General features: G+C 69.0%; 38 protein-coding genes and 1 pseudogene. 10 read left to right on the top strand and 29 right to left on the bottom strand.

All coding sequences use genetic code 11. The features are described 5' to 3' along the window. Positions 1–121: 121 nt before the first annotated feature. Positions 122–1,024 (top strand): transglycosylase SLT domain-containing protein, encoded by a 903-nt coding sequence (locus AB0I71_RS16090; RefSeq protein WP_357585204.1) that lies wholly within the window; start codon positions 122–124, stop codon positions 1,022–1,024. On the opposite strand, the gene AB0I71_RS16085 is transcribed toward AB0I71_RS16090, so the two are convergent. Beyond that, positions 970–3,099 carry an MMPL family transporter gene (locus tag AB0I71_RS16085; RefSeq protein ID WP_357585201.1) on the bottom strand — a complete coding sequence of 710 codons (2,130 nt, stop codon included), beginning with the start codon at positions 3,097–3,099 and terminating at the stop codon, positions 970–972. The genes AB0I71_RS16090 and AB0I71_RS16085 overlap by 55 nt on opposite strands. Before the next feature lie 169 nt (positions 3,100–3,268). Between AB0I71_RS16085 and AB0I71_RS16080 the strand changes: the two genes are divergently transcribed. From AB0I71_RS16080 to AB0I71_RS16070, 3 genes are all read left to right on the top strand, one after another. Then, a complete protein-coding gene (locus AB0I71_RS16080) occupies positions 3,269–3,784 on the top strand; it encodes a MarR family transcriptional regulator (protein ID WP_357585251.1) in 516 nt (171 codons plus the stop codon). A 3-nt stretch (positions 3,785–3,787) separates the two neighbouring features. Next, positions 3,788–5,491 (top strand): CocE/NonD family hydrolase, encoded by a 1,704-nt coding sequence (locus AB0I71_RS16075; RefSeq protein ID WP_357585199.1) that lies wholly within the window; start codon positions 3,788–3,790, stop codon positions 5,489–5,491. A 163-nt stretch (positions 5,492–5,654) separates the two neighbouring features. Beyond that, on the top strand, positions 5,655–6,551 hold the full coding sequence (locus AB0I71_RS16070) for a hypothetical protein (protein WP_357585197.1): 897 nt from the start codon (positions 5,655–5,657) through the stop codon (positions 6,549–6,551). A 78-nt stretch (positions 6,552–6,629) separates the two neighbouring features. Here the strand turns inward: AB0I71_RS16070 and AB0I71_RS16065 are convergent, their stop codons facing one another. After that, positions 6,630–6,833, bottom strand: coding sequence for a cold-shock protein (locus tag AB0I71_RS16065; protein ID WP_093401468.1), 204 nt, complete (start codon positions 6,831–6,833; stop codon positions 6,630–6,632). Between the two features lie 235 nt (positions 6,834–7,068). Between AB0I71_RS16065 and AB0I71_RS16060 the strand changes: the two genes are divergently transcribed. Continuing rightward, positions 7,069–7,677, top strand: coding sequence for a VTT domain-containing protein (locus AB0I71_RS16060; RefSeq protein ID WP_357585195.1), 609 nt, complete (start codon positions 7,069–7,071; stop codon positions 7,675–7,677). Between the two features lie 71 nt (positions 7,678–7,748). After that, positions 7,749–8,072, top strand: coding sequence for a nuclear transport factor 2 family protein (locus tag AB0I71_RS16055; RefSeq protein ID WP_199172030.1), 324 nt, complete (start codon positions 7,749–7,751; stop codon positions 8,070–8,072). A gap of 12 nt (positions 8,073–8,084) precedes the next feature. Here the strand turns inward: AB0I71_RS16055 and AB0I71_RS16050 are convergent. After that, positions 8,085–8,273 (bottom strand): annotated as a pseudogene (locus AB0I71_RS16050) (MBL fold metallo-hydrolase); the annotation flags it as partial. Between the two features lie 34 nt (positions 8,274–8,307). Here AB0I71_RS16050 and AB0I71_RS16045 point away from each other — a divergent pair. After that, complete coding sequence (locus AB0I71_RS16045) at positions 8,308–9,804, top strand: recombinase family protein (RefSeq protein ID WP_357585192.1); 1,497 nt, start codon at positions 8,308–8,310, stop codon at positions 9,802–9,804. Here AB0I71_RS16045 and AB0I71_RS16040 read toward each other — a convergent pair. The 14 genes from AB0I71_RS16040 to AB0I71_RS15975 form a co-directional block, all read right to left on the bottom strand. Then, entirely contained in the window at positions 9,801–10,388 is a 588-nt protein-coding gene (locus AB0I71_RS16040) for a hypothetical protein (protein ID WP_357585190.1), read from the bottom strand. The genes AB0I71_RS16045 and AB0I71_RS16040 overlap by 4 nt on opposite strands. A gap of 48 nt (positions 10,389–10,436) precedes the next feature. Beyond that, positions 10,437–11,183, bottom strand: coding sequence for a hypothetical protein (locus AB0I71_RS16035; RefSeq protein ID WP_357585188.1), 747 nt, complete (start codon positions 11,181–11,183; stop codon positions 10,437–10,439). A gap of 528 nt (positions 11,184–11,711) precedes the next feature. After that, positions 11,712–11,948, bottom strand: a complete 237-nt coding sequence (locus AB0I71_RS16030) for a hypothetical protein (RefSeq protein ID WP_357585186.1) — start codon at positions 11,946–11,948, stop codon at positions 11,712–11,714. 32 nt (positions 11,949–11,980) lie between these two features. Then, on the bottom strand, positions 11,981–12,331 hold the full coding sequence (locus tag AB0I71_RS16025; protein ID WP_357585184.1) for a hypothetical protein: 351 nt from the start codon (positions 12,329–12,331) through the stop codon (positions 11,981–11,983). Between the two features lie 24 nt (positions 12,332–12,355). After that, positions 12,356–12,745 (bottom strand): dATP/dGTP pyrophosphohydrolase domain-containing protein, encoded by a 390-nt coding sequence (locus AB0I71_RS16020; RefSeq protein WP_357585182.1) that lies wholly within the window; start codon positions 12,743–12,745, stop codon positions 12,356–12,358. Between the two features lie 72 nt (positions 12,746–12,817). Beyond that, positions 12,818–13,054: a hypothetical protein gene (locus AB0I71_RS16015; protein ID WP_357585180.1), complete on the bottom strand. Its 237-nt coding sequence runs from the start codon at positions 13,052–13,054 to the stop codon at positions 12,818–12,820. A 366-nt stretch (positions 13,055–13,420) separates the two neighbouring features. Continuing rightward, positions 13,421–13,612, bottom strand: coding sequence for a hypothetical protein (locus AB0I71_RS16010; protein WP_357585178.1), 192 nt, complete (start codon positions 13,610–13,612; stop codon positions 13,421–13,423). A gap of 94 nt (positions 13,613–13,706) precedes the next feature. Then, entirely contained in the window at positions 13,707–14,078 is a 372-nt protein-coding gene (locus AB0I71_RS16005) for a hypothetical protein (RefSeq protein ID WP_357585176.1), read from the bottom strand. Positions 14,079–14,094: 16 nt separating this feature from the next. Continuing rightward, positions 14,095–14,277: a hypothetical protein gene (locus AB0I71_RS16000; RefSeq protein ID WP_357585174.1), complete on the bottom strand. Its 183-nt coding sequence runs from the start codon at positions 14,275–14,277 to the stop codon at positions 14,095–14,097. 30 nt (positions 14,278–14,307) lie between these two features. After that, the gene (locus tag AB0I71_RS15995; protein ID WP_357585172.1) at positions 14,308–14,700 is read right to left on the bottom strand and encodes a hypothetical protein; all 393 of its coding nucleotides are present in this window, start codon (positions 14,698–14,700) and stop codon (positions 14,308–14,310) included. Positions 14,701–14,702: 2 nt separating this feature from the next. Continuing rightward, complete coding sequence (locus AB0I71_RS15990) at positions 14,703–15,209, bottom strand: hypothetical protein (protein WP_357585170.1); 507 nt, start codon at positions 15,207–15,209, stop codon at positions 14,703–14,705. A 12-nt stretch (positions 15,210–15,221) separates the two neighbouring features. Then, positions 15,222–15,446: a hypothetical protein gene (locus AB0I71_RS15985; RefSeq protein ID WP_357585168.1), complete on the bottom strand. Its 225-nt coding sequence runs from the start codon at positions 15,444–15,446 to the stop codon at positions 15,222–15,224. A gap of 65 nt (positions 15,447–15,511) precedes the next feature. Beyond that, positions 15,512–16,426 carry an AAA family ATPase gene (locus tag AB0I71_RS15980; RefSeq protein ID WP_357585166.1) on the bottom strand — a complete coding sequence of 305 codons (915 nt, stop codon included), beginning with the start codon at positions 16,424–16,426 and terminating at the stop codon, positions 15,512–15,514. Further along, positions 16,426–17,508: an RNA ligase gene (locus tag AB0I71_RS15975; protein WP_357585164.1), complete on the bottom strand. Its 1,083-nt coding sequence runs from the start codon at positions 17,506–17,508 to the stop codon at positions 16,426–16,428. The genes AB0I71_RS15980 and AB0I71_RS15975 overlap by 1 nt, the downstream gene beginning before the upstream one ends. A gap of 120 nt (positions 17,509–17,628) precedes the next feature. Here AB0I71_RS15975 and AB0I71_RS15970 point away from each other — a divergent pair, with 120 nt between their 5' ends. Continuing rightward, positions 17,629–17,871 (top strand): hypothetical protein, encoded by a 243-nt coding sequence (locus AB0I71_RS15970; protein ID WP_357585162.1) that lies wholly within the window; start codon positions 17,629–17,631, stop codon positions 17,869–17,871. Beyond that, the gene (locus AB0I71_RS15965) at positions 17,808–18,377 is read left to right on the top strand and encodes a GIY-YIG nuclease family protein (RefSeq protein ID WP_357585160.1); all 570 of its coding nucleotides are present in this window, start codon (positions 17,808–17,810) and stop codon (positions 18,375–18,377) included. The genes AB0I71_RS15970 and AB0I71_RS15965 overlap by 64 nt, the downstream gene beginning before the upstream one ends. Positions 18,378–18,513: 136 nt before the next feature. Here the strand turns inward: AB0I71_RS15965 and AB0I71_RS15960 are convergent, their stop codons facing one another. From AB0I71_RS15960 to AB0I71_RS15950, 3 genes are all read right to left on the bottom strand, one after another. After that, a complete protein-coding gene (locus AB0I71_RS15960) occupies positions 18,514–18,849 on the bottom strand; it encodes a DUF433 domain-containing protein (protein ID WP_357585158.1) in 336 nt (111 codons plus the stop codon). Further along, the gene (locus AB0I71_RS15955) at positions 18,837–20,393 is read right to left on the bottom strand and encodes a TROVE domain-containing protein (protein ID WP_357585156.1); all 1,557 of its coding nucleotides are present in this window, start codon (positions 20,391–20,393) and stop codon (positions 18,837–18,839) included. The genes AB0I71_RS15960 and AB0I71_RS15955 overlap by 13 nt, the downstream gene beginning before the upstream one ends. A gap of 334 nt (positions 20,394–20,727) precedes the next feature. Beyond that, positions 20,728–20,913: a hypothetical protein gene (locus AB0I71_RS15950; RefSeq protein WP_357585154.1), complete on the bottom strand. Its 186-nt coding sequence runs from the start codon at positions 20,911–20,913 to the stop codon at positions 20,728–20,730. A 115-nt stretch (positions 20,914–21,028) separates the two neighbouring features. Here AB0I71_RS15950 and AB0I71_RS15945 point away from each other — a divergent pair, with 115 nt between their 5' ends. Then, positions 21,029–21,481 (top strand): hypothetical protein, encoded by a 453-nt coding sequence (locus AB0I71_RS15945; protein ID WP_357585152.1) that lies wholly within the window; start codon positions 21,029–21,031, stop codon positions 21,479–21,481. A gap of 7 nt (positions 21,482–21,488) precedes the next feature. Here the strand turns inward: AB0I71_RS15945 and AB0I71_RS15940 are convergent, their stop codons facing one another. From AB0I71_RS15940 to AB0I71_RS15900, 9 genes are read right to left on the bottom strand one after another with little or no spacing between them, the layout of a single operon-like run. Continuing rightward, positions 21,489–21,650 (bottom strand): hypothetical protein, encoded by a 162-nt coding sequence (locus AB0I71_RS15940; protein WP_357585150.1) that lies wholly within the window; start codon positions 21,648–21,650, stop codon positions 21,489–21,491. Beyond that, a complete protein-coding gene (locus AB0I71_RS15935; protein ID WP_357585146.1) occupies positions 21,650–22,276 on the bottom strand; it encodes a DUF6221 family protein in 627 nt (208 codons plus the stop codon). The genes AB0I71_RS15940 and AB0I71_RS15935 overlap by 1 nt, the downstream gene beginning before the upstream one ends. After that, the gene (locus AB0I71_RS15930) at positions 22,273–22,476 is read right to left on the bottom strand and encodes a hypothetical protein (protein ID WP_357585145.1); all 204 of its coding nucleotides are present in this window, start codon (positions 22,474–22,476) and stop codon (positions 22,273–22,275) included. Before AB0I71_RS15930 ends, AB0I71_RS15935 begins: the two co-directional genes overlap by 4 nt. Continuing rightward, entirely contained in the window at positions 22,473–22,775 is a 303-nt protein-coding gene (locus AB0I71_RS15925) for a hypothetical protein (RefSeq protein WP_357585143.1), read from the bottom strand. Before AB0I71_RS15925 ends, AB0I71_RS15930 begins: the two co-directional genes overlap by 4 nt. Beyond that, positions 22,772–23,065 carry a hypothetical protein gene (locus AB0I71_RS15920; protein ID WP_357585141.1) on the bottom strand — a complete coding sequence of 98 codons (294 nt, stop codon included), beginning with the start codon at positions 23,063–23,065 and terminating at the stop codon, positions 22,772–22,774. Before AB0I71_RS15920 ends, AB0I71_RS15925 begins: the two co-directional genes overlap by 4 nt. Then, on the bottom strand, positions 23,062–23,313 hold the full coding sequence (locus tag AB0I71_RS15915; protein WP_357585139.1) for a hypothetical protein: 252 nt from the start codon (positions 23,311–23,313) through the stop codon (positions 23,062–23,064). The genes AB0I71_RS15920 and AB0I71_RS15915 overlap by 4 nt, the downstream gene beginning before the upstream one ends. A gap of 15 nt (positions 23,314–23,328) precedes the next feature. After that, on the bottom strand, positions 23,329–23,550 hold the full coding sequence (locus tag AB0I71_RS15910; RefSeq protein ID WP_357585137.1) for a hypothetical protein: 222 nt from the start codon (positions 23,548–23,550) through the stop codon (positions 23,329–23,331). Continuing rightward, positions 23,547–23,891, bottom strand: a complete 345-nt coding sequence (locus AB0I71_RS15905; protein ID WP_357585135.1) for a hypothetical protein — start codon at positions 23,889–23,891, stop codon at positions 23,547–23,549. Before AB0I71_RS15905 ends, AB0I71_RS15910 begins: the two co-directional genes overlap by 4 nt. Next, a complete protein-coding gene (locus tag AB0I71_RS15900) occupies positions 23,888–24,175 on the bottom strand; it encodes a hypothetical protein (RefSeq protein WP_357585132.1) in 288 nt (95 codons plus the stop codon). Before AB0I71_RS15900 ends, AB0I71_RS15905 begins: the two co-directional genes overlap by 4 nt. Positions 24,176–24,193: the final 18 nt, after the last annotated feature.

Raw genomic sequence — 24,193 nt, 5'->3', positions numbered from 1 at the left:
GCCACGCGTGACGGCGGGCAGCGGTGTCCGGGGTGGATTCGGTGGCGGTCGCGCGGGGCCACGCGCAACGGCGGGTAGCTGTTAGTGTGCGGCGGGTTCGTCACGGCCGGAAGGGGGCGACATGGGGCGCAGCGTCGCACGGTGGGGCATGGCGGTGGTCGCGGCGACGCTGCTGCTGACCGGCGGTGGATGTGCCACTGTGGACACTCCTGCGGCGGAGGTGCCGGCCCCGGTCGCGCTGCCGGAGGAGTTGCCGGACGCTTCGGGGGAGCCCAGCGGTTCGGCGGTGCCGGAGGACGCGTCGGCGACACCGTCGGCGGTGGAGTCGATGGGTGCCGCGCCGAAGGTCACCCCCAGTGCCAGCGCGACGCCGTCGCCGACGAAACGGACCCCGAAGCCGAAGCGCACCACGGCCACCGCCCCTCGGGCGGTGCCGAAGCCGCCGACGGAGACGAAGGTCCCGCCCGCGCCGCCGAAGCCGGCACCCACCGGGTGCGAGCCCAGCTACAAGGGTGACCAGGCCAGCCGCGCCCAGGCCAAGGCGGCGCTGACCGAGGCGGCCGGGCGGACGTACTGGCCGACGTCGGCGCCGGACATCCGTATCCCGTTGAGCCTGATCAAGGCGACGGCGTGGCAGGAGAGCGGCTGGCAGTCCAACATCGTGGCCTGCGACGGGGGCATCGGCCTGATGCAGGTGATGCCGGACACCGCGACCTGGATGAACCAGCGCTTCGGGCAGAGCTACGACGTGTGGGACCACCGGGACAACGCCTACCTCGGCGGCACCTACCTGGCCTGGCTCACCAAGTACATCGGCGACATGTACTTCGACGCCGACTACCGGCTCGACGCCGACCTGTGCACCTCCGAGCTGAACTCGTGCCTGTTGAACGCGGTCATCGCCGCGTACAACTACGGCCATGGGGCGGTGGCCCGGGAGGGACAGCCGTTGGCCGTCCCGAACCCGAGCTACGTGCGCAACGTCCGGGCGCTGATGTCGGAGTGCGTCTGCCTCGGGTTCTGATCGACGGTGACCCGGCCGGGCCACCAGAAGCGCTCCCCGAGCAGGAACGCCAGGGCCGGCACGACGACCGTGCGGACCAGCAGGGTGTCCAGCAGCACCCCGAGGCAGACGATGATCCCGATCTGGGTCAGCGTGATCAGTGGCAGCACCCCCAGGACGGCGAAGACGGCGGCCAGCAGGATGCCGGCACTGGTGATGACACCGCCGGTGACCCGAAGTGCGGAGAGCATGCCCTGGCGGGTGCCGGCCGAGCGGGCGTCCTCGCGGGCCCGGGTGACCAGGAAGATGTTGTAGTCCACGCCGAGCGCCACCAGGAAGACGAAGGCGAGCAGCGGCACGCTGGTGTCCAGCGCGGGGAAGCCGAGCACGTGGTCGAAGAGCAGCCAGGCGCCGCCGAGGCTGGCGAAGTACGACGCGACCACGGTGACCACGAGCAGCACCGGGGCGAGCAGACCGCGCAGCAACAGGACCAGGACGGCCCCGACCAGCAGCAGGATCAGCGGCAGGATGACGCGCAGGTCCTCGGCGTCGGCGGCGGCCGCGTCGTAGGTGCCGGCGACGGTGCCGCCGACGACGGCACCGGCCGGGGCGTCGCCGCCCGCGACAGCGGGTGGTGCGGAGCCGGGTACGGCGGCGACGGCGTCCCGTAGGGCTTCCAGCGTCCGGTCGGAGGCGGTGGTGCCCGGCTCGGCGTCGAGCACGACGTCGACCTGGGCGACGGTGGGTCCGGCGGTGCCGGGGCGGGCGGAGGCGACCCCGGGCACCTCGGCGGCGGCAGCGGTGACCGCCGGTACGGTGTCGGGTCGGGTCATCACGGCGACCGGTTGGGTGGTGCCGGCGGGGAAGGCGCCGGCGAGGGTCTGTGCCCCGGCGACCGCTTCCGGCTGTACCCGGAACTGCTCGGTCTCCGACAGCCCGGTGCGCAGGCCGAGGCCGCCCAGAGCGAGCCCGACCAGCAGCAGCGTGGCCAGGGCGGCGACGGGCACCGGGCGGCGGATCACGGCGGCACCGAGCCGGCCCCAGATCCGGCCCTCCCGGCCCTTGCTGCCGACGTGCGGTACGAACGGCCAGAACAGGCCCCGTCCGAGCAGCACCAGCGCGGCGGGCAGGACGAGCAGGGCCGATGCCATGGCCAGGAGGATTCCGGTGGCGCAGGCGACGGCGAGGGCCTGGTTGAGTTCCCGCTCGCTGAGCAGCAGGGTGAGTACGCCGAGCATGACGGTGCCGCCGCTGGCGAGGATCGGTTCGGCGGTGCGGCGCAGCGCGGCGCGCATGGCGGCGAAACGGTCCTCTTCGCGGCGCAGTTCCTCGCGGTAGCGGGCGATCAACAGCAGGGCGTAGTTGGTGGCGGCCCCGAAGACGAGGACGCTGGCGATACCGGTGACGGCCCCGCCGGCGAAGTTGATGCCGACCGCGGGGATGACCGTGTCGAGGGCCCGCAGGGCGACCTGTTCGGTGGCGGCCACGACGGCCAGGGGCACCATCCACAGCAGCGGACTGCGGTAGGTGACGAGCAGCAGCAGTGCGACGACCGCGGCGGTGACGGCGAGCAGGGTGGTGTCGGCGCCCTCGAAGACCTTTGTGAGGTCGGCGGTGAAGGCCGGTGCGCCGGTCACCTCGACGGTCAACTCGGCAGGTAGTGCGGTCAGCGCCTCGCGGACCTCGGCCACGGTGGCGGCCACCGCTTCCTGGCCACCCTCGGTGCTCAGCGGCACGGCGACCAGGGCCACGGTGCCGTCGGGCGACAGTTGCGGCGGCGCGACCTGGCCGCCGGCGGTGAACCCGCCGAGGGCACCGGTGCCGGTGGTGACGGCGGTGCGGTCGCCCTCGGTCAACGGTGCTCCGTCGTCGCGGGTGACCACCACGATGGCCGGCTGGACGTCGCTGGCCGGCAGTTCGTCCTGGAGCCGCTCGACCTGGGTGGACTGCCAGCGGTCGGACAGGCCGGTGGCCGAGACAGGTGCCGGGTTCTCGGGGATGGGCAGCCAGAAGACGGCCGCGCCCACGGCGAGCGCCGCGAGGATGGTGAACCAGGCGTTCAGGCGACCGCCCGCCACGCGGGTGAACACGGACATCAGGACCCCCAGCCGAAAGTATCTAGACAGACGAGATTTTCGCCTATCAAGAAAGATGCTGCAACAGCTCGGCCGCAGAGAATCTCGACGACCGAGACGAGGGTCTCATTCGGTTATGCTGCGAACCCGGGACGTCGGGAGGAAGCGACGGGACGTGGCAGCTCACGGGATGTACCGCCGGCGTGACACGCGCCGGGACGTGTTGATCGCCGAGATCACGGCTGAGCTGCGGCGGTACGGCGTGGACGCGCAGCACGTCGGGCACGCCTTCGCCGGCCAGCACGGCCTGAACGCCACCGACCTGCAGGCGCTGATCGCCGTGATGGACGCCGAGCTGCTCGGCGATCCGATCACGCCGGGGCGGCTCGGCGAACACCTCGGGCTCTCCTCCGGGTCGGTCACCGCCCTGATCGACAGGCTGGAGCGCGCCGGGCATCTGCGCCGCGACCGGGACACCACGGACCGCCGCAAGGTGCTGCTGCGCTACGCCCAACGCGGCGCCGAACTGGCGATGGGCTTCTTCCGGCCGCTGGGAGAGCGCACCGACCGGGTGATGGCCGGCTTCCGCGACGACGAGCTGGAGGTGGTGTACCGGTTCATGACGGCGATGGGAGCCTCGCTGAGGGAGCACCGGGACGAGATCCGGGCCGCCCGGCCCGAGCCGCCCCGACGTCGGGCGGAGTGAACCGTGCTTGATCGTCTGGCGGCCGGACTCGCCGCCGCCGCGCTGCGACTGCCACCGGCCCGGACCCGACGGGTCACCGTCACCCGGGACATCGCGCTGCGGGTACGCGACGGTGTGATTCTGCGCACCGACCACTACGCACCCGACCTGCCCACCGCGCCCACCGTGCTGATCCGCACCCCGTACGGGCGGGCCGGACCGATGCGGCTGCTCTGCCGGCTCGCGGCCGAGCAGGGCTTCCACGTGGTCATCCAGTCCTGCCGGGGCACCGGCGGCTCGGGCGGTGCGTTCGAGCCGTTCGTGCACGAACGCGACGACGGTCTGGACACGCTCGACTGGCTGCGGCGGCAACGGTGGTGGACCGGCGCGTTCGGCATGTTCGGCGCCAGCTACCAGGGGTTCGTGCAGTGGGCCCTCGCGGCTGACGCCGGCCCGCAGCTGCGGGCGATGGTCGCGGTCGCCACCGCCTCGACCACCCGCGACTCCACCTACGCCGGGGAGTCGTTCGCCCTGGACACGGTGTTGACCTGGGCCGAACTGCTCCAGGCGCAGACCGTGCCGTGGCTGGCCCGCCAGTGGGAGCTCAAGCGCGGCCAGCCGAAGCTGACCGCCGCGCTGTCCCACCTTCCGCTGATCGAGGCCGACCGGGTCGCCACCGGGGTGACCGTGCCGTTCTTCCAGGAGTGGCTGCGGCATCACACCCCGCAGGCCGACTACTGGCGCAGCCGGGTCTTCGACGACCGACTGCACCTGGTCAGCTCCCCGGTGGCGATGGTCAGCGGCTGGCACGACATCTTCCTGCCCGCCCAACTGCGCGACTACCAGGCGCTGCGGGCCACCGGTGCCCGTCCCCGGCTGGTGGTCGGGCCGTGGACACACGGCAGCCCCGGGCTGTTCGTGGCGGCGCTGCGCGAGGGACTGCGCTGGCTCGACACCCACCTCTGCGACGAGCAGGCCGGCGAGGCACGGGCGGCAGCTGACACCCACCGGTCCGGCCCGGCCGCCGAGGCGCCCGTGCGGGTGCATGTCGGTGGCGCCGGCGGAGGTTGGCGTGACCTGCCCGACTGGCCGCCACCCGCCGACGTCGTCCGGTGGTACCTGCACCCGGGGGCTGCCCTGCGTACCTCGGACCCGGTGCCGTCGCCGCCGGACGGATTCTGGTACGACCCGGCCGACCCGACGCCCTCGCTCGGCGGACCACTGCTGGTGGCCCAGCGGGCCGGACCGTTCGACAACCGTCCGGTCGAGGCCCGGCCCGACGTGTTGACCTGGACCAGCGAGCCGCTGGTCGCCGAGATGGAGGTGGTCGGGCCGGTGCGCGCCGAGATCCACCTGCGCAGCGAGCTGACGCACCTGGACGTCTTCGTACGACTGTGCGACGTGGACGGTCGGGGGCGCTCCTGGAACATCTGCGACGGGCTGGTCCGGCTCGATCCGCAGCGGTTCCCCGCCGACCACAGCGGCGCCGTCGTGGTGCCGGTCGAGATGTGGCCCACCGCCCACCGTTTCGCCCCCGGGCACCGACTGCGGTTGCAGGTCTCCGGCGGGGCCCATCCCCGCTACGCGCGCAACCCCGGCACCGGTGAACCCCTCGGCGCGGCCGTCACACTCCGTGGTGGATTCCGGGAGATCATGCACGACCCTGATCATCCGTCCGCAGTGGTCCTACCGGTCGTCCACTCTGCTTCTCAGCCTTTTCCAAGCTGAATCAAAGTGCCCCTGAGCTGGGCATTCTCTGGTAACCCGAGCTATCGTGGTGACACGCCCGGCGCCGTGCACCCGATTTGGCCGGGCCCGCCTGTGAGCCTCTCCGCCGCGTACGCGGTGTCACTGTCGCGCCCGGTCCCCAACGAAACGCGAAGGGGGATCCATGACGCGGGCACCGGCAAATCTTCTCGCCGTTCGTAGTCTGCTGCTTGAGCATCTCAACCGTGACCCCAACCGCAGTCGCGACGAGGACCTCGAACCCAACGAGGTCGGCATCGTCGGCGACGCCAACCACCGGGGGGGCTACCACTGCGGGTCGGACCGGGTCGTCGCAAACGACTACTCGGTGGTCGAGTCGCCCCGCGACCGCAACGGCCTGACCCTCGACGCCGCCGCCCTGGACGTGGGCATGTTCCGGCTCACCTCCGGCGGCCGTACCCACAACCTGTTCACGTTCTCGACCTGGTGCGTGGCGCAGTGCGTCGCCAACGCCGCGGACACCCGCGACATCCGCGAGATCATCTATTCACCGGACGGCAACGTGGTGCGGCGCTGGGACCGGCTCGGGCGCCGCAGCACCGGCGACCGGTCCCACCTGTGGCACACCCACTTCAGTTTCTTCCGGGATTCGATCAAGGCGAACCGCGACCAGCGGCCCCTGTTCCGCCGCTACCTGACCACCATCGGACTGCTCAACTCCGAGGAGGGAGAGAACGACATGACACCCGAGGAGCACAACTGGCTCAGGACCGTGCACCGCAACCTCACCGTCCTGGACGGACGCAACCCGATCGGGCAGACCTACACCCGGATGTCCATGGGCGAGGACCACACGGACCCGAACTTCCGGGTCACCCACCCGACCCTGCGCAGCATCGGCGCCCAGCTCACCGCGCTGCAGAGCACGGTGGAGTCGCTGATGAACCGGGACTTCACCGACGAGCAGGCGATCGTCGCCGGGGTGCTGGCCGGCCTGACCCCGCAGGAGATCGCCGCGGCGATCCCGCCCACCGTGGCCGAACAGGTCGTGAATGAGTTGAGCCGGCGTCTGGCGGCCTGAGACGACAGCCCGGCGAGTGGCGGCCACTACCGGCCGCCACTCGCCGTCGTGCGATCAGCCCCGCGGGACCGGTACGAGTCAGAGCGGACGGACGTTGTCCGCCTGCGGGCCCTTCTGGCCCTGGGTCACGTCGAACTCGACCTTCTGGCCCTCGGTCAGCTCGCGGTAACCGCCGGACTGGATGGCCGAGTAGTGGACGAAGACGTCAGGCCCTCCGCCGTCCTGCTCGATGAAGCCGAAGCCCTTTTCGGAGTTGAACCACTTCACGGTGCCGGTTGCCATGCGTACTCTCTCCCTGTTCCATGCGGGCGACCCCGGCTTGCCCGCCGGTGATCGCCCAATACCTTCCCGACAGTAACCGGTGAATAGCGGATTTGCCGGGCGAAGCGCCTCAGGCGGTGCGGCGGATGGGTCACGACGCGACGAGCGGATCAGGGATCACCCTCAGGGGCGCCACCGGGAGGATGGGTAGGAAACCCGATGTCCACGGTGGCGGACAGGCCCTAGCGTACGGAATATGGCGGACCAGTTGGCGCAGGTCGGAGAGCTTCCCGTCATCGTGCTGATGGCGGTGCTCGGGGTGGTGATGCTCTTCGACGCGGTGCCGCTGTTCGGGGTCCTCGTGCCCGGCGACGTGGCGGTGCTCGCCGCCGTGGCGGTCGGCAGCCCCACCACCGGGTTGGCCACCTTCGTCGCCGTGGTCACCGGATGCCTCACCGGTTGGTCGCTGAGCTTCCTGGTCGGCCGGCGGTGGGGCGACCGACTGCGGCACAGCCGCTTCGGCGGGTGGGTCGGCGAGACACGGTGGACCGCCGCGGAGGCCATCCTGCGCCGCGACGGCGGTCGGCTGGTACTGATCGCGCCCTTCCTGCCGGTGTTCAACGCGCTGCTGCCACTGGCCGCGGGCGGACTGCACATGTCCTACCGGCGGTTCCTCGGGTTCGCGGCGCTCGGCGCGGCCGGGTGGGCCGGCCTCTACCTGGCGGTGGGTACCGCGTCGCGGACGCTGGCCGGGCTGTTTCCCGCCGGAGCGAGTCCGCTGCTGGTGACCATGCTCGGCGGACTGCTGCTGGCGGCACTGGTACTGCTGGGCACCCGGCGGCGACTGCGCGCGGTCACCCGCTGAATCGCGGGTGGGTGTCGGACCGCTCGGGCAGGATCAGGACGTGTCCGCACCGCCCTGGGAGGAACCCTGCCGTGAGCACCGCACCGCAGCTCATTCGTCGTTACTTCGCGCTCGCCGGTGAACCCGACAGCGACGCCTACTTCGCGCTCTTCGCCCCCGACGCGGTCGTCGAGGACGAGGGCCGGACCCACGAGGGCATCGCCGCGATCCGGGCATGGCGGCAGGAGGTGCCGCTGGTGTCGTACGAGATCACCGACGTGACGCAGACGCCGGAGGGGACGGTGGTCACCGCCACCATCACCGGCGACTTCCCCGGCAGTCCCTTCGCCGGCCTGCGGTACCGCTTCGAGGACTACGACGACAACCAGATCCGCCGACTGCGCATCGCTCCCTGACCGGCGCGGCCGTCACCAGCCGCGGGCGCGCCACTCGGCCAGTTGAGGGCGCTCCGCGCCGAGCGTCGAGTCCCGGCCGTGGCCGGGGTAGAACCAGGTCTCGTCGGGCAGCCGGTCGAACAGCTTGTGCTCGACATCGTCGATGAGCGCGGCGAACCGCTGCGGATCCTGGTCGGTGTTGCCGACCCCACCGGGGAATAGCGGAGGGGCACAGAGGTGAACTACCATCCCCCGCGTGGCGGCATTCGAGGACTACCTGTACGCGCGGATCTCCGAAGACGAACTCGGGCTAGAAAAGGGCGTCACCCGGCAACTACGCGAGTGCCGCGAATACTCGGAGAAGACCGGCGGCCGGGCCGTCGCCGAATTCTCCGACAACGACATCTCCGCACTCAAAGCCGCACCCCGACCCGACTTCGACCGGCTCATGGCCGCGCTCGCCGCCCCCAACCCCACCGGCATCCAACGCCGGATCGTGGCCGTCCACACCTCCCGCGTGTGGCGCAACCGGGTCGAACGCGCCCACGGCATCGAACTCGGCGGCCGGCTCGGGATCATCGTCAAACCCGTCAACGGGGTCGAACTGGACCTGCGCACCGCGCAGGGGCGGATGCTCGCCGAGATGCTGGGCGCCCAGGACACCGGCGAGTCGGAGACGAAAGCTGAACGTATCCAGTCGGCGGCCCGGGAGCGTGCCGAAGAGGGCCGCGCCAACGCGTACGCCTTGTACGGCTGGCAGCGTGTCTACGAGTACGACTCGCGTGGCAAGGTCACCGGGTTTCGGGATGAGGAACATCCCGAGCATGCCAGCATCGTGCGGGAGATCGTTGACCGGCTGCTGTCCGGTGACACCCTGAAAGGGATCACCGCTGATCTCAACGCCCGAGGTGTGCCCGCGCCCAGGGCCGGTGACCGGCGCAAACACCGGGCGAAAGGGCAGACCGAAGACGGCAGCCTGTGGGGCAAAACCTCAGTGCGGAAACTCGCCGACCGGCCCGCCAACATCGGGCTGCGCATCTACCACCGGGGACGCCCCGACGAACAGTGGATGCCCGCCGCCTGGCCGAAAATCGTGGACCCGGACAAACATGACCTGGTGGCGGCGCTGCTCGCCGACCCTGCCCGTGGCCGCCGAAAGCCGTCCGCCCGCACACATCTGCTCAGTTGGGGTGTCGGTGAGTCGCCGTGCGGGTCACACCTGCGGGTCGCACCACGGGGCAGCTCGAAGTGGGGCACCAAACAACCCACCTACGTGTGCGACAAAGACGGCTGCGTCGGCCGCAACAAGGAAGCCGTCGACCGGCGTGTCAACGCCGTCATGGAGGCGCTGCTGCGGCGCCCCGATGTGCTGGCCCTGTTGGAAGGGTCGACGCATAAGCAGGCTGAGGCGTTGAAGCGGGTGGAGGCGTTGAAAGCGCGCATGATGGCGGCGGCAGCCCAGTACGCCGATGAGGTGATCACGGACGGGCAGTTGCGGGTCATCACCGGCAGGTTGAAGCCGCAACTGCAAGCGGCGGAGGCGGAGGCTGCGTCGTATCGGCCGTCGCCGCATGTGTCGCTGGTGTTGGACACGGTTGCGGAGCCGTCACGCTGGCAGGGGTACAGCATCAACCAGAAACGGGCGATCATGGAGGCGTTCGGGGTGCGGGTCATCATCGACAAGACGCGTAGGGGGCCGGGGTTCGACCCGACCTCGGTGCGGATCATTCCCCGGCCCTCCGGTGACGGCTAGCCGCTGCGTCTGCCCGGTGTTCGGCCGTGGGGTAGCCGAATGACTGTTGTCTTGTCTCCGTCTCCGCCTCCGGGCGGGTTGTCGACGGTGTGTAGGCCGAGGTCGTCGCGGGCGTGTGCCGCCAAACCCAGCCAGCGTTCCCGCGCCTGCTCACGGTCCCGTTCGTTCATGACGTCACGGACGGCGGCTCGGATGATGCCGGGTTGTTCGGCGATGGCGTCGCAGAGCAGAGTGATGGTGCGCTGCTGCCGGTACGCATCCAACTGGTCTTGCTGGGCTGCCCGCTCATTGTCCAACCGGATGCGGGCCAGGTTGCCTCCCAGGAGCACGGCGGCGAGGACTACGACGGCTATGAAGGCGAGGTGTAGTCCGAGGGCTACGCCGATGCCGGGCCGCTGCTGGTGGGTGATTGTGGCGTGGATGGCGAACACGCCGATGTCGCCTGCGGCCAGGAGGCAGACGGCTTTGGTGGCGGTGGTCATCCACCGTGGCGGTTGGGCGGTGGCGCGTTGTTCGAGGAGTTTGACGATCGTTTCGGTGTGCTGCCGGGCGATGATGGCGCCGGTGTCTTCGAGGTCGTTCATGGTTCCTCCCGTCAGGTCTGGGCTGGGGGCTTCCGGTGCCGGGCCCGGTCAGCCTGACGGTGGGGCTGGTCGCAATTGGCGTCCTCGAATGTGGTGTGGCTGCCGGGTGGGGGCTGCCTGGAATCGGGGGGCAGTGGTGTGGTCGGTTGTGCCGTCGGCGTCGACTGGGATGGGGTTGGTGGTGGCCGGGGTGCGGTCCATGTCGCCGAGGTCGGTGCCGTCTGATGGTTCGGGTTGGTTGGCGTCGGTGGTGCGGCCTCTGGCTGGCTGTGGCGGCCCGGTGTCGTGTGTGGGCTGCTTCTGCCGGACGGTGATGGGTGGGGTGCCCGAGCTGGTTGCACGTGGGGGTTGCTTGGCCAGCTCGGGCACCGTCGTGGGGCCGCTGCGCGTGGTGGCGGTTGGCGGCGGGGTGATGGTGCGGTTTGCGGCCGGTGGGGCGGGCTCAGGCTCGGGCTGTGTGCCTTCCCGGGCCGGGGGCTGCTTGTCTGCCGGGGCGACGGGCTGGGTGGTGGCCCTGTCGGTGACCGTGCCGACTACTTTGCCGACGACAGGCACCGGCTCGGTGACCTGTTTGACGGTGTCGACTGTGCCGCTGACCGTCTTGTCTACGGGGTCAGTGACCGTTTTGACGGTGTCGCGGACGGGTGTGGGCCGGTCCTGACTGGTGCCGCTGGTGGCGGTGTCGAGCAGTCCGCCGATGCTGATCGGGTCGTCGGCGTGGGCTGGCTCCTGGCCGGCTGCGAGGGCTATGGCGACGCCGGCTGTGATGGTGGCGGCGTACAGGATGAGACGCATGGGGCTCCGTTCGGGACGCTGGGGAGGGTGTGATGGTTAGCGTCTGGTTCGGTGCCGCCGGTGGTGGTGCAGGTTGGGCATGATCGCGGTCCCCCCATGGGATCTGTTTACCTGCTGTTTACGTTGGCTGGTTGGTTTACATTGGCGGATAGTTTCGCTGTGAAGTATCCGGCGCTGGTGTGGTGCTGTCTGGCCTGCTGTTGTGTGGTGTACGCCTGTTCGGTTGACCCCCGTTTGGGGGTCGTGGCCGGGTTTGTGCCAGCAGGCATTGACCCGGCTGAGTAGATCATTCCAGCGGGTTGAGTACCCGAGCATGCTGGAATCGACGCAGCATGCAACTCCCACCATGCATGGTCCTCAGATGGCGGAAACCTCAGTCGATGCCGTAACCATGCAGTCACAGGCTCGTTAAGATGCCACCCGGCCAGCCCAGACATGGACCGGCCCGCCTCCACGGGGGCAAAGGCGGGCCGGCAGCAGTCAGGGTAGGCGGCAGGTACGACACTCAGAGCGGCACCTTTGGTGGCCTCACTCCGAGGCGGAGTCGGTGGTGGCGGCCTGCTTGAGTGCCGCTTCACCGGCAGGGGTCACGATCCACTGCCCGTCCACGAATCGGGTCGAGAGCCAGCCAGCCTTCACCAGTTCGGCGACTTCGTTGGTGACCTCGTTGCTCCACGTGCGATACCAGCTACGCCCGGCCTGATCTCGGGCCACCTTGTCGGCTGCGATCTCAGCGAGCAACGCCAGTCCGGTCGGGTTGTCCACGGTCCGTCCTCTCGGGTCGGGTCGGGGGCAGGTCAGGCGGTCCAGTAGGTGACCGGGAACGCACCCGGCGTGCTCGACTCAACGCGCTCCAAACACCACTCGTCCAAGTCGTCCACCGTGTTGACCATCCACACGTGGGCGGTCTCGTCGACCATCTCGTCGAGCGTGGCCCCCTTGAAGGCGTCCGGCTCGCCCCACACTTCGCGGGCGTGGCGGCGCAGCGCGGCGGCCATCCGGTACGTGCCGACGTGGCCGAGGGCGATCACGTCGCCGTGCTCGCCGATGTCGGAGATCGGCACGCCGTAGTAGGTGCCGAGCATGTCGATGGCGGGCGTGGTGCCGGCGGGCAGGTCCCAGGGGGCGGGTGCGGTGATCGTGGGCATGGTGCTCTCCTTCGGTCGGGTGGGTCAGGCGGGTTCGGCGGTGCGGTCGTGCTCGATTGCCTGGCCCGGCGCGGCGGTGCGCCAGTCCGGCCACACGCGGGCCTCGTTACGAGACTGCTTGGCCTTGATCGCGTCGATGATCTGCTGCGGCTCGTGACCGGCCCGCCATGCGCCGTCGAGGGCAAGGATCACGACGTCAACCCACTCGCCGAGGTCGTCGGGTGCGGACTCGATCTCGACCAACTCCTTGCGGATGTGGTCGAGCACGCCCTGGGTGCGCGGTCCGGGACCGAAGGTGCGGTGGGAGAAGTCGCGCTGCCGGGCCAGGTGGGCGGCGTCGATGACGGCGGGTGCCGGCTGCTCTGGCCCCCAGATGTCGGTGTTGGTGTAGACGAGTTCGGCGGGCTTGGTCATGGCGGGTCGTCCTTCCTGGTTGATGCGGGTCAGTTGGTTGGTTGGGTCGGCGTGGCCCCCGCGACCGCGCCGTCAAAACTCGGTTCCGCCCGGTCGCATGTACTCCCGCCACCGGTTCGTGTACCGGTCCCACTCGCCGTGCACCACCTCATCCGACCCCACGCACAAGGTCACGTAGCGGGCCCCGGCGAGGCATGCGGTCTGTAGGGCGTGCCGGCGGGCGGTCGTCCAGTCGTGGAACACCTTCCGCGTCTCAACGGCCGGGCTGGTGCGGGTCGCCTGCCATGTCGTGTAGACCGTCAGCATCACCGGGGCACCTCACGTGCGATCAACGGCCACCACCATGGGATCGGTCCGCTGTCATGTTTGGCCCGCTTCGCGTTGGCGTCTTCCTCACTGTCAGCCCAACCCCGGTCGAGGCAGGTGCGGCAGCACCAGATCCATCCGGAGACGGTCTCCCATGCGTCGGAATCGTGCGTGCCTGCGGTCACCGGGACCGCCCCCGAACCCGACGCCGGTACGCCAACCGAATCGCGGCCAGCCGGGCACGGCGGGCATCCCAGCGGGCACAGTCCGGGCAGCCGCGACGGGCCATCCGCACCCAGGAGCCGGGCACGCGATCCCAGCCCTCAAACTCGCCGCAGACAGACTGCGGGGCGTGGTCTGCGAGCGTGGTCATGGCTGCCCCTTACGGGCGTGTCGGGCCCACATCCGGGCTGTGATCTGCTTGCGGGTCGGCTCCACCCAGCCGTGCCAGCCGCGTCCGGGCACCCAGAGCTGCGGGTGCTCCCGCTCGGCGGTGCCACACCAGCGGCAGCCCTCCGGCATCGGCGCCGACGTGTGGCGAACCCTCGGCAGGCCGGTCATCGGCGTCGCCTCGGACGGCTACCGGAGTGCACCAACAGAACAGCCACGAACACGACGGCGACGATCCCGGCGGCAATGACAAGGTCGGTGACAGTCACGACCGATCCACCACCCTCTTCTCCGCCAGTTCAGTCAACGCCGCCACCGTGTACACCGCCTGGAACAGTTCGGTGATCTCCTCCGGCGTGAGGACCGCCAGGTGGGCTGCGGTCATCTTCCTGTCGAAGCTGAGGCCGAGAACACGGTCTGCCCGGTCGGTTGGCATCTTCGCGGCGGGGCGCCGCTTTACCGGCGGGGTGCCGGCGTTCGCGAGCAGTGCGGTGGCGCGGCTGCGGTACTGCTCGCGGACTGCGGTGCGGTCTGGGCTGCCGTCGTGTTCGCTGTTGAAGGCGTCGGCGCCTTCGAAGTGGGCGAGTAGTTGGGCGGCCTGCTCGACGCGCTCGGTGTAGCTATTTGCTGCGGTCATGCGGAGCTCCTTCGGGTCAGAACTGGTCAACGTCCGGGTCGTACGGGGGTAAATCCTCACAACGCTCATGCACCTGCGGTTGGGTGCGATCACCCGGCCGCGCAAACCTGTAGTCGATCACCACCGCATCCCCGGGGCTGATCGTGTCCGGGCAGTTCAGACACCACGAACCAGCCTTCGCAACCGTGTAGACAGCCATACAAAACTCCTTCATGTCGGGCCGAGCAGCCTAGAAACGCCACCAGCCGTCGAAGCCGGCAGGAACCTCGGGATAGGCGTCGAGCATCGGCTTGAGCAGTGCCAAATGTTCGGCCATCACATCCAGGTTTTGCGCACCCCAATAGCGGGTGCCGTCCCAGCGGCCTTCACAGTCGCCGCCGTACCGTCCGTCCGTGTGGCGGGCCAGAAACAGCAGCGGATCGTCGGTGGGCTCAGCTTGGTAGTCCCACAGGGTGCCGACGCAGGCGACAGTGACACCGCTGCGGCGGCGGAACCATGCTGCGCGAATCGAGCCCCGGTGGATGGTGCGGAATCCAGGCTGCGTCCGGGTGCGCCAGGTGAGGGTGTTCAGGTCGACGGCGTACGGGCGGCGGGAGATGAGGAAACGGTCGTCGCGGATCACGGTCAGCCCCAGATGTTGTTGTAGGTGCCGGCGATGGCTAGTTGGGCATCGGGGGCGGACTTGCAGCACAGGCAGGCGTAGTCGCACCGGCGACGACGGTCAGGCGGGTCGCTGTCGCGGCGCACCGTCGGCACCGGGCGGAGGTGTTCGCGGGGCAGGCACGTCACGACGGGGCCGCCACCGGCGATGTAAAGCTCCCAGCGGGGCTGCCCGTCGACCTGCTCGCAGCCGTCCCCGCAGCGGCCGGCGATGAACCCGGTACGGCCGGAGTCGGGGCCGGCGACAATCCGGGCACCATCCCACGGCAGGGGTGTCCAGCGCGGGTCATCGGGGCCTTCTGCGGCGATCCGGTAGGCGGAGGCGCGGGCGGCCTGGGTGACAAGTTCCCGGCGGCGTGCCCGCTCGGCCTCGACGACGGGAAGGCTGTCGCGGAGCCAGGCGGCGAGTTCGGTCAGTTCGGTGTCGGTGATGTCGGCGAACGTGATGGTGGGGAAGGTTGGTAGCGGCATCGTCAGCTCCACTTACTGCGCGACCGGGGCCGTGGCGCTGCCGTTGGCGGCGGCGTCCAGCGCCAGGTTCCGGGCGTCGACTCGTGTGAGTCCCGCCGAGATGGTGAGGTCGCGGATGGTTTCGGTCAGGTCCCACGGCCCGAAGGTGTGTCCGGGGAAGCGGGAGAAGGTGACCTTGTAGCGGTTGCCGTGGCGGGTGACAGTCACCGTGTCGGCGAGGCGCGTCGAGTGGGACATGGGTCAGTCCTCCGGGTCGCAGATGGTGCAGTCAACGGCCGCCGTCGTCGGATGGGCGATGCGCATCAGAAAGCTCCCGGAGCGACCTGGAAGCAGGTCAGGCCCATCGCCCGCCACTGCTGCACCACCTGGTCCCGGTCATCGAAAACGGCCACCACCTGCCAGCGGTGCCGGATCTCCCGGTCGAAGATTTCCGTCTTCACCAGCGCGTCCTTGCGCATGTCGCCGGCCGCACGCATGTGCAGCGCCGAGTACGGGACGCCGACGTGTTCGGTCAGCCACTTCTCAGTCGCGTCCCGGCAGCCCTCGGTCCGGGCCGACACGAACACCACGGCGTGTCCGGTGGCGTGCATCGCCCGCACAGCGGCGATAACGGGCAGGTTCGGGGAATCCTCGGCGACGCGGGATTCGTCGTACGGGCTGCGGGCGCACATGATGGCGGCGGTGCCGTCCAGGTCACACAGGATCGCCTTCGGGGCGTCGGCCGGCGGCGTGTAGGGCAGCACTTCGCCGACAGCGGCCTCCGCATCGTCGGGAAGCGGCAGCGGATATGCCTTGCCCCGCACGTACCGGTTCCACATGTCGCGGATCACCGCCTCGCCGACTCTCGCCGGACCCGTGCGGGCGGCATCCCACTCGATGCACGTGTCTACGGGCACGTCGGTCATGTCCCACACCTCGAAGCCAGCCCCGGCGAGCGTTGCGAGGCGGCGCAGGTCGCGTGCGTGTCGCTGCGGCAGCGTCGTGTCGTCACAGATCACGTTCACGCCCTTGCGGAGCAGTGCCGAAACGGCGGCGTCGCGGGCGGCGGTCACCTGCCGTTCCTGCTCCTGTGTGCCGAGGCGGCCGGCGTGGAACATGGCGCGGTAGTCGTCGCGATTGATGCGCGCCCGTCGGGTCGGGTCTTCGGCGACCCATGTGCGGGCTCGGGTGGTCTTGCCGCATCCAGGCAGTCCGCGAGTGATCGTGAGTGTGGCCATCAGGCGGTGTCCTCTCCGTGGGTGCGGCCGGACGGGGTCAGGTACGGCTCGGGCTTGGCTCGCTTCCACAGTTCGGGGCGCGGGTCGCGGCCGTCGAGCAGCAGAAACAGCGCCCACTTGAGGGGGTGCGGGACTGCGGCGGCGGCGAACTCTTTGCGACCGAAGCCGGCGGGCAGGGCGGCGACAACCTCGGCGTACGCCTTCTCGATTGCCGTCATTTCCTGCGCCACGGTCAGCTCGATCTGCGTGGCCACGTCACGGCACCACGGGTGGAACTCGTCCGGGAGTGGCGCGACCAGATCGTCCAGGGGCTTGCCGTCGATGAGGTGCTGCCACACGACTCGGGCCGTCAGCCCGGTCACGATCTTGTGTAGGGCGACGTAGTCTTCCTGCTTGATCTTCACTCGCTCGTCGGTGCGCGGGCAGTGCACCACCAGCCCCTCCGCATTCCGCCGAGGCTCGGCCGCCAACGCCTCACCGAGGGTCGCGTAGGTGAACGTCTCCGTGCGAGGGCCAGGCCAGTCGACCAGGGCGGGCGGCGCGGAGCGGCCGGTGGCGATGTCCACGGCGCCGAGCAGCACCAGGTCGTTGATGTCGCCGTAGTCGACCACGATCCGGTTCTGCGGGTACACGATCTCCACCAGCACGGTCAGCCCGTCCAACGGCCGGTAGTCGGCGTAGCGGGTGCGCAGCAGTTCGGTGGCGTGGATGGCCTGGTCGCTGGCGAAAGAGCCTCTGGTGGCGACCGCGTAGGTGCCGTCGCCGGACGGGTAGAGGATGCCGAGGCTGCCGTCCATCTTGTCGGTGACGATGGCGGGCGCGGCAAGGTTGAGGTCGGGTGCTCCGGCCTGTCCGTAGTTCATGAACTTGCGGAACGGGCGGGCGATGACCTGATGGGTGGTGGTGTCGACGATGAGTCCACGGCAGGCGCGAGTGATGTCGTCCCAGACGCCTTCGTAGGCGCACTTCTCCGTGTAGTTGTAGATCACGTACGGCTGGGTGGGGTGGTTCTGGGCCCGGACGTTGCCGGCGTTGATGTGCGCGGCGAGCCGGTCGGGTTCGAGGATGTCGTGCAGGTTCACAGTGTCGATTCCTGCCTCTCAACTGACTTTTGCACACTTGATGTGCCAACTTAGTATGCGTACTCTGTTTGCATGATGTCAAGTCGATACGCACACCCTGTTGGCATACAGGGTTGTGGGATGATCGCGGATGTGGCTATGAAGCCGGAACACGAACGCGCCCTAGCCGAAGCTGCCGTGAGGTACGAGCGGGCGACAGAGGCTCAGAAGCGGGCGTCCACTGAACTGGCCGACGCCATGCGTGCCGCCTATGCCGACGGCGAGCAACAGTCGGCGATCCTGCGCGCCTCGAAGCATGTGTGGACCCGCGAGTACTTGCGGATCGTTCTCGGGCTTGCCAGGCGGAAGGTCAAGGGAGAGTGACTAGGCGGCCGACGGCGCTCTACCGCCTGCACAGCGGCGCAGGAGTCCTGTTGTACATCGGCATCACGAACGACGTTCGTCGGCGCTTCTCAAATCATGCAAGGCGCAAAGCGTGGTGGGTGGATGTCGATCCTGCGCGAACCCGGGTCGAGTGGCTGCCGTGCCGAGACGAGGCCGAAACCGCAGAGTTGCAGGCGATTCGCGACGAGAAGCCACTTCACAACGTGATCACCTCCGACGAGAACGGCTGTGCCAGGTTCCTTCCGTCCGCAACTGGGGCAAGGTGGGGGCGCCCGAAGTGGCAGCCGAGTCGCAGCCAGGCGCTAGCGGTCGACGTGGTCGTCGAGATGTACCAGCTCAAGAAGCAGCTCGAAGCCGACTACAAGGCGCTGCTGGCCGAGGTTGCAGACCCGAACAGGGACGACGTCCCGATCAAGCATCTGGCGGAGCGGCTGGGCGTAGAACGGAAGACCGTCTACCGGCACCTCGGCCAGTCAATGAAGTGAGCCAGACGCGACGAAGCCCGACACCGCGATGGTGTCGGGCTTCGTTGAGGTTGGACGGCCCGCAGGCTGAGCGAGTGGAACGCTCGGCGCGGGCCGCACATCGACTATAAGCGAACCGTCAAAGCAGCCCAGCCCGTCACCGCGCGGCCGTTCGGTTCGGCGGATCGGGCAGCGCATCCACGTCGAGCGGTTTCACCCAGCCACCCAACGCCGGATGCACAGACTCAGCCCACACCCTCCACCGCCGCCGGTATGCGCCCTGCGAGCCTTCCCACCAGCAGCACAGCAGCACCTCGTGGCGGGTCATGTCGTACTCGTCGGCGACCGTGGCTACCCCTTCACCAGCCCACACCATCCCCGCTACGGAATCGGTGGGGATACCGCGCACATGCGGATGCCCGAACCGGACGGCCGGGTCGATGGTGATGGTGGGACGGTCCCGCTGGCGGGATTCCGGCCCTACTCGCTCCACGGCCAGCGACCCGACCGGCCCGCCTCCAAAAGCGGAACCATCCGGAACGCAGCATCCGTCAGACCGCCGAACGTGTGCCGGTGACGCGAACCCGACGGGCCATGGCCGTGCCGGTAGCCGAGCAGATTCCACGTGTACAGCGGCACGTTCGCCGGAATCGCCGAACCAGGATCGCCGTAGCTCGCCCACGCCTGCTCGTCGGTGACGATCAGCACCCGGTCATGTCCGGCGTAGTGCCGGCGCACCGCCGCCAACGTCTCGGTGCCGCCAAGGTTGGTGAACCGGTCGACGGTCCGCAGCAGCGAATCACCGAACTTCACGTCGATCACGCGGGAACTGTTGCCGAACTCGACCAGGTCGACCCGTCCGACGTTGCGGAGCGCCAACGCCGACCCGAACACGGCTGCCGCGTCAGCAGACGTCAGCTCCGACTTCTCCGACATGCGCCCGAACATCGACCCGGACCGGTCCACCAAGACCAGCGTCCGTCCCAGCAGTTCGGGCACGTTCGACAGTGACGCGGTGAGCGCCCGATCGAGTGCGTGACCCCAACGCAGCGACGGGGCGTTGCGGTATGCAGCGAGGAACCGGAACGGGAACTGCCGCGACTTGGCTACCTGCTCAGGGTCGGCGAGGCGGGCGGCAACCTGGGTCGCCACCTCGTCGGACACGCCGGCCTGGTCGAAGTTGCGCAGGTTCCGCAGCAGCGCCATGTAGCCCATGGTGGGGATGAGGGCTTCCCACAGTCGCGCCTTGTCGACCTTCGACCCGGCGAGCGACAGCGCGTCTTCCCATGTCAGGCCCGCCAGCTTGAGACGGTCGGCGTTGAGCAGCACCACCGGATCTTCGGCGGCGGTCGCACGCACCAGATCGTTGTGAAGAATCATCTCCAGCGACTCGGGAATTTCCTCACCCCGGCCGTGTCGCCTGTCGAGCGCGAACTTGAACAGGTCGCCCCGCCAGGACACATCGGCGACCGGGTGAACGAGGTCGATCACGTCACCGAACCGGAACCCCTTGCTGGCCGTGTCGTACTTGAGTAGCGACCGCTCCGTGTACAGGCGCAGCACCGCATCGGCGACACCACGCTTGACCGGCTTCGGAATGGTGCGACCGTAGCGGCTAGTCCAGTAGGCGAGGGCTTCGCCCGGCTCGTCGGCGCGCTGGAGTACGTCGGCGACGATGGCACGGGATCCGGGCACCTTCGCGCCGAGCATCGCCTTCGCGGCTTCGAGCGCACCGACGAGGGACGCCGACCGTAGGTTCCCTTCGGTGCGCAGCCAGCGCAGGAAGTGGCCGGTCCATTCGGGGTCGGCGACGGCAACCGCGCGGATGAGCTGTTCGTAGCGGTCGTCTCGGCTGGCGGCGGACTCGTAGAAGGTGCGTTCGCCGACCATGTTCGACACGGCGAGCAGGAACAGTTCGCTCTTGGTGTCTCGCGTGTAGCCGTCGGCACCTTCGTGGGTGCGGCCTGACGGCGTGTTCTCGCTGACGATGGGGGATGTTCCGGAGGGCCGCGCCGTGGCGGTGTTGAACTTCGACATGAAAATCGGCTCCTTCCGCACCGGAAGAAGCCGTCAGCCAGATTGCGGGTGCCCGAGATCAAAACGGCCCGGCGATCGTAGGTGCTCTGCCGATTGAGCTACGACAGCCGGAAGCTGCCGACGGGACTCGAACCCGCACCACCCGCTTAAGAGGCGAAGAACTCCGAACCTGCGCACCGGGCACCCGCATCTGGAGTTGTGGCATCTCCCGAGATCAGGGGCGCTACACGGTGTCTTATGCCAAAGAAGTAACCGTGAAGCTTCGCACCGGGAGGTACAAGTCGAACGTATCACGGCACGTCAAATCGCCGCAGCAGGGTAATGCGGGGCTAAGTCATGCGGTCGTCTTTGCGTCCTGCGGCCAGACGAGCACGACATGCACCTGCGGTTCACCGTCGGCTGTCTTCCGCTTCCGCTTCGCGGCCTGCCGGGCGCGGCGTAGCACTGTGGCGGGCTGCTGCTTCCACAGCCAGCCGGGCACCAGGTAGCTGAACTCATCGACCTCAGTCGCGGTAGCCATGAACGGATTATGCCGTCACTCAACGTCACATGTCTATTCGTTAGGTCGGGTAGGCGACAGCGACACCAGCCGTACGACGGTCCAGCCGACCGCCGCGACCGGCGACACTGCCCGAATGCGACCACGCCACACGATCCCCGCCGCGCTTGTGCTACTGCTCGCCGCCTGCGGCAGCAACCCCGAACCGGCCGGCGAGCCGAGCCCCAGCCCATCCACGCGCACCATCACCGGCACCATGACCATCCAAGGCTGGCCGTCCGGCTGGAATGTCGGCCTCGAATGCCACGGCGGCAGCCTCAGCCGGCGAGGCTGGGACGATCTGAGCCCCGGCGCCCAGGTGGTAGTCACCGACAGCGGCGGCAAAACCGTCGGCGTCGGCACCCTCGAACTGGGCAGCGTGCGCGCTGACACCGAACTGGGGGAGCCGTTCAAAGTGTGTGCCATGCCGTTCCAGGTGACCGGCGTACCGACCGGCGACCGCTTCTACGCGGTGGAGGTCGCCCGGCGCGGCAAAGTGCAGTTTGAGGACGCGCAGCTAGGCATCCCTATCCACCTCAGCATCGGCTAGCCCGGCGTCAACGGATCTGCTCGGCCCACAGGAAGTTCCGCCCACACCCGCAGCGGTAGCCGGCGCACTGGTGGTCCCAGGTGAGGAAGTGTAGGCCGGCGCGGCACACGGCCAGTCGGGCGCGGCGGGCCCACCGGTAGCGGCGCCGCAGCACACCCTCAGCAGCCATCACAACTCGACGCCGTAGACAGCAGCCAGGTCACGTACGTCGTCGCACGGCCAGATCACCCCGTACTCGCCTGGCTTGCCGCAGCGTTCACATACGGGACCGATTTCGTCGTACTCGCCGGGCCGGTCCGCCGGTTCACCCATGCCGTGCGGACGGGGTGCGTGTCGGGCGAGAAGGCGACGGTCGGCGGCAATCCGGTCCATCACCGAGTTGGGGCAGTGACGCACGATGTGCCGTGACTGCTCCGGTGTCGGCGCGCTCTCACGGTATGCGACAGGCTCGTTCTCGCCGTCGACCACAGCCGGATCCCATTCGCTGTCCGGCACCCACCAGCGGCCGGTGTGCGTGTCGCCTCCGGCCGCGACGGCGGTCTGTTCGGCGGCATCGATGGCGGCGGTGATGCGGGTGAGGATGCTGCCTGTGTCCACGTTGTCGATGGGCTGGTGCAGGTCGGGTTGGTCGCAGCACACGTCGAACCCGGAGTGGATGCGGCAGCATTCCACGTCGCGGGAGGTGGGACAGCGGTAGGGGCGGCAGCCGTTCTCGGTGCGTAGCTGCTCGACGCGGACGAGCGCCCGAAGGATCTCGGCATCTTCGTCGGCGTGACGGGTAGGGGCGTCGGTCATTCTTCGTCGGCCTTCCGGTCGGGGTCGTCGGGGTGCCGCTCGGCCCGCAGCAGGCCCGTGGTGAGTTCCCGCTGGTGTTCGAGCAGCACCCGCAGCATCTCAACATCTGTCAGGTCGTGTTCCTGTTGTAACCGGTCCAGTTCGGCGCGGATCTTGTTGCTGGCCCGCTGGACGGTCATGGTGCGGGGGCGCAGTCTCATCGGCTCGCCTCCCGCGCCGCCACGACGGCCTCAACATCGGCGGCCAGCTCGTGTGGGCGCATCACAAACCGGGCCGCCTGCTCCTCGTAGTCGATGCCCAACACCTGAACGCACACGGCAGCCCACAGCCGGTCAACCACCTCACCGTCGGCCCAGCCATGCTCGGCGGCCAGGACGGCAATGTCCGGGTCGGAGTTCACCGCATCGGCGATCACCGCATGCGGCAGGTCAGGGGCGCCGTAGCCGCGCAACGAGGCGGCGGCAGCGTCCAAAGCGGCAGAAGACAGGGTCACGGTCATCGGATGGCCTCCGTATCGTGGCAGTCGGTCATCCGCCACGCGCCAGCCAGCCACACCCGATCCACCTGCCCAGCCTGTTCGTCCCAGCATTCCCAGCCGCCACCCCACGACGCGTACTCCCGCACGATGTCATCCAACTGGCCGGCGTCCAGCAGCTTCTTGAGGGCGAGGCAGGGGCCGCAGCAGACGGGGCAGCAGCCGAGATCCTGCCCGGCGGCGTGCAGGTGGTTGAGGTGGCCGGCGGTGAGGAACATCGCCACGTCGGCGGGCATCGTGACAGCGGCGGTCATCGGGCAGCGTCCTTTGGCGCGAGCAGCCCCGACACCTGGATGGTGGCGCGGGTCGGGCCGGGCCGGGCTTCGAGGAACGCGCCTGTCGGGTCGCGCGGGTCGTACACGTCATCTGTCACCGTCTCGGCGGTGAACTCGATGGGCTGCTTGTCGTCGTGGACAAGGTCGTAGACGTGGGTGGTCCCGTCGGTGGTGATTTCGACCCGGGCATGGTCAACGCGGCGGGTGAGCGGCGGCAGGCTGGTCATGGTTGTCTCCGTTCGTCAGGACAGTCGTTCGGCGAGCTGCGCGAAATCCCGCTCGACGTTGAACAGCGCGCCGTCAGGGTTGAGGTGCAGTTGGGTGGCAACCTCAGCCATGGAGCCGAGGGTGTGGCAGAGGGCGGCGTCACCCATCTGTTCGGCGGCGTGTTTGCCGGCGTCGAGGATGAGCGCCAAATGCCGAAGGTCCATCGGCGGTGCGACGACGGGGCGAGGGGCAGTCATCGGGTGGACTCCGTGTGCGGGTCGTCCTTGTGGGCGGGGCAGTTCAACGGATGCCACGACCGCGCCTCATGACTGCCGGCCCGAACAACGTCGAACCCTTCCACAGCCGACCGGATGTAACCGGCCGACGTGTACGTGTACGTGCTGATCTCATCCCAGGTGTGGCCCTTGGCCCGTGCTTCTTCCACCAGCATGTGCAGCAGGTCTTGCGCACACTCGATGGCGGCGGCCACGTCTGCTACGGCTCCGGTGATGTTGCCGTTTTGTCGGCATTCGTTGAGTGCGCTGTCGAGAAGTTCGCGGGTGCGGCTGGCTCGGGCTGCAAGCGTCGTGTCGGTCATGGTGTCCTCCGGCCGGGGTCGTCATCGAGCAGACTGAGCACCACATCCGACAGATGCTCCGTGGTGCCCGCGTGGCGGGCGATCTGCATCTCAGCCCAATCCAGCGCCGCGTACAGGCCGCCCTCCGACGGCAGGTCTTCGGTGTGTCCGGTGGCGGTGTTGCGGAGCACAAACAGGCGACGGCCGTCAGTGTTGGTGGTGGTGTGGACTTCCCAGTCGGGGAGCCGCTGGTAGCGGGACGGGCCGCCGTAGCCGTGCGGCAGAGCCCAGGGCGCATCGGTCATGGTGTCCTCCTAGGTGGT

The sequence above is a fragment of the Micromonospora sp. NPDC049891 genome (genome assembly GCF_040660295.1).
GTDB lineage: Bacteria > Actinomycetota > Actinomycetes > Mycobacteriales > Micromonosporaceae > Micromonospora.
The sequence above is the reverse complement of the archived record's forward strand: the minus strand, read 5'-3'. Positions and strand labels throughout refer to the sequence as shown.

Bases quoted from the DNA above. Each gene is read 5' to 3' on its own strand.
- AB0I71_RS15985 (WP_357585168.1), bottom strand. From the start codon at position 15,446: ATGTCCCACTCGACGCGCCTCGCCGACACGGTGACTGTCACCCGCCAC.
- AB0I71_RS16020 (WP_357585182.1), bottom strand. From the start codon at position 12,745: ATGACCAAGCCCGCCGAACTCGTCTACACCAACACCGACATCTGGGGG.
- AB0I71_RS15950 (WP_357585154.1), bottom strand. From the start codon at position 20,913: ATGGCTACCGCGACTGAGGTCGATGAGTTCAGCTACCTGGTGCCCGGC.
- AB0I71_RS16010 (WP_357585178.1), bottom strand. From the start codon at position 13,612: ATGACCGGCCTGCCGAGGGTTCGCCACACGTCGGCGCCGATGCCGGAG.
- AB0I71_RS15915 (WP_357585139.1), bottom strand. From the start codon at position 23,313: ATGACCAGCCTGCCGCCGCTCACCCGCCGCGTTGACCATGCCCGGGTC.
- AB0I71_RS16035 (WP_357585188.1), bottom strand. From the start codon at position 11,183: ATGCGTCTCATCCTGTACGCCGCCACCATCACAGCCGGCGTCGCCATA.
- AB0I71_RS15955 (WP_357585156.1), bottom strand. From the start codon at position 20,393: ATGTCGAAGTTCAACACCGCCACGGCGCGGCCCTCCGGAACATCCCCC.
- AB0I71_RS15945 (WP_357585152.1), top strand. From the start codon at position 21,029: ATGCGACCACGCCACACGATCCCCGCCGCGCTTGTGCTACTGCTCGCC.
- AB0I71_RS15905 (WP_357585135.1), bottom strand. From the start codon at position 23,891: ATGACCGACACGACGCTTGCAGCCCGAGCCAGCCGCACCCGCGAACTT.
- AB0I71_RS15970 (WP_357585162.1), top strand. From the start codon at position 17,629: ATGATCGCGGATGTGGCTATGAAGCCGGAACACGAACGCGCCCTAGCC.
- AB0I71_RS16085 (WP_357585201.1), bottom strand. From the start codon at position 3,099: ATGTCCGTGTTCACCCGCGTGGCGGGCGGTCGCCTGAACGCCTGGTTC.
- AB0I71_RS15910 (WP_357585137.1), bottom strand. From the start codon at position 23,550: ATGACTGCCCCTCGCCCCGTCGTCGCACCGCCGATGGACCTTCGGCAT.
- AB0I71_RS16005 (WP_357585176.1), bottom strand. From the start codon at position 14,078: ATGACCGCAGCAAATAGCTACACCGAGCGCGTCGAGCAGGCCGCCCAA.
- AB0I71_RS16065 (WP_093401468.1), bottom strand. From the start codon at position 6,833: ATGGCAACCGGCACCGTGAAGTGGTTCAACTCCGAAAAGGGCTTCGGC.
- AB0I71_RS16060 (WP_357585195.1), top strand. From the start codon at position 7,069: ATGGCGGACCAGTTGGCGCAGGTCGGAGAGCTTCCCGTCATCGTGCTG.
- AB0I71_RS15930 (WP_357585145.1), bottom strand. From the start codon at position 22,476: ATGAGACTGCGCCCCCGCACCATGACCGTCCAGCGGGCCAGCAACAAG.
- AB0I71_RS15920 (WP_357585141.1), bottom strand. From the start codon at position 23,065: ATGACCGCCGCTGTCACGATGCCCGCCGACGTGGCGATGTTCCTCACC.
- AB0I71_RS16040 (WP_357585190.1), bottom strand. From the start codon at position 10,388: ATGAACGACCTCGAAGACACCGGCGCCATCATCGCCCGGCAGCACACC.
- AB0I71_RS16070 (WP_357585197.1), top strand. From the start codon at position 5,655: ATGACGCGGGCACCGGCAAATCTTCTCGCCGTTCGTAGTCTGCTGCTT.
- AB0I71_RS15980 (WP_357585166.1), bottom strand. From the start codon at position 16,426: ATGGCCACACTCACGATCACTCGCGGACTGCCTGGATGCGGCAAGACC.
- AB0I71_RS16025 (WP_357585184.1), bottom strand. From the start codon at position 12,331: ATGCCCACGATCACCGCACCCGCCCCCTGGGACCTGCCCGCCGGCACC.
- AB0I71_RS16090 (WP_357585204.1), top strand. From the start codon at position 122: ATGGGGCGCAGCGTCGCACGGTGGGGCATGGCGGTGGTCGCGGCGACG.
- AB0I71_RS15935 (WP_357585146.1), bottom strand. From the start codon at position 22,276: ATGACCGACGCCCCTACCCGTCACGCCGACGAAGATGCCGAGATCCTT.
- AB0I71_RS15900 (WP_357585132.1), bottom strand. From the start codon at position 24,175: ATGACCGATGCGCCCTGGGCTCTGCCGCACGGCTACGGCGGCCCGTCC.
- AB0I71_RS16000 (WP_357585174.1), bottom strand. From the start codon at position 14,277: ATGGCTGTCTACACGGTTGCGAAGGCTGGTTCGTGGTGTCTGAACTGC.
- AB0I71_RS15990 (WP_357585170.1), bottom strand. From the start codon at position 15,209: ATGCCGCTACCAACCTTCCCCACCATCACGTTCGCCGACATCACCGAC.
- AB0I71_RS15925 (WP_357585143.1), bottom strand. From the start codon at position 22,775: ATGACCGTGACCCTGTCTTCTGCCGCTTTGGACGCTGCCGCCGCCTCG.
- AB0I71_RS15940 (WP_357585150.1), bottom strand. From the start codon at position 21,650: ATGGCTGCTGAGGGTGTGCTGCGGCGCCGCTACCGGTGGGCCCGCCGC.
- AB0I71_RS16080 (WP_357585251.1), top strand. From the start codon at position 3,269: ATGTACCGCCGGCGTGACACGCGCCGGGACGTGTTGATCGCCGAGATC.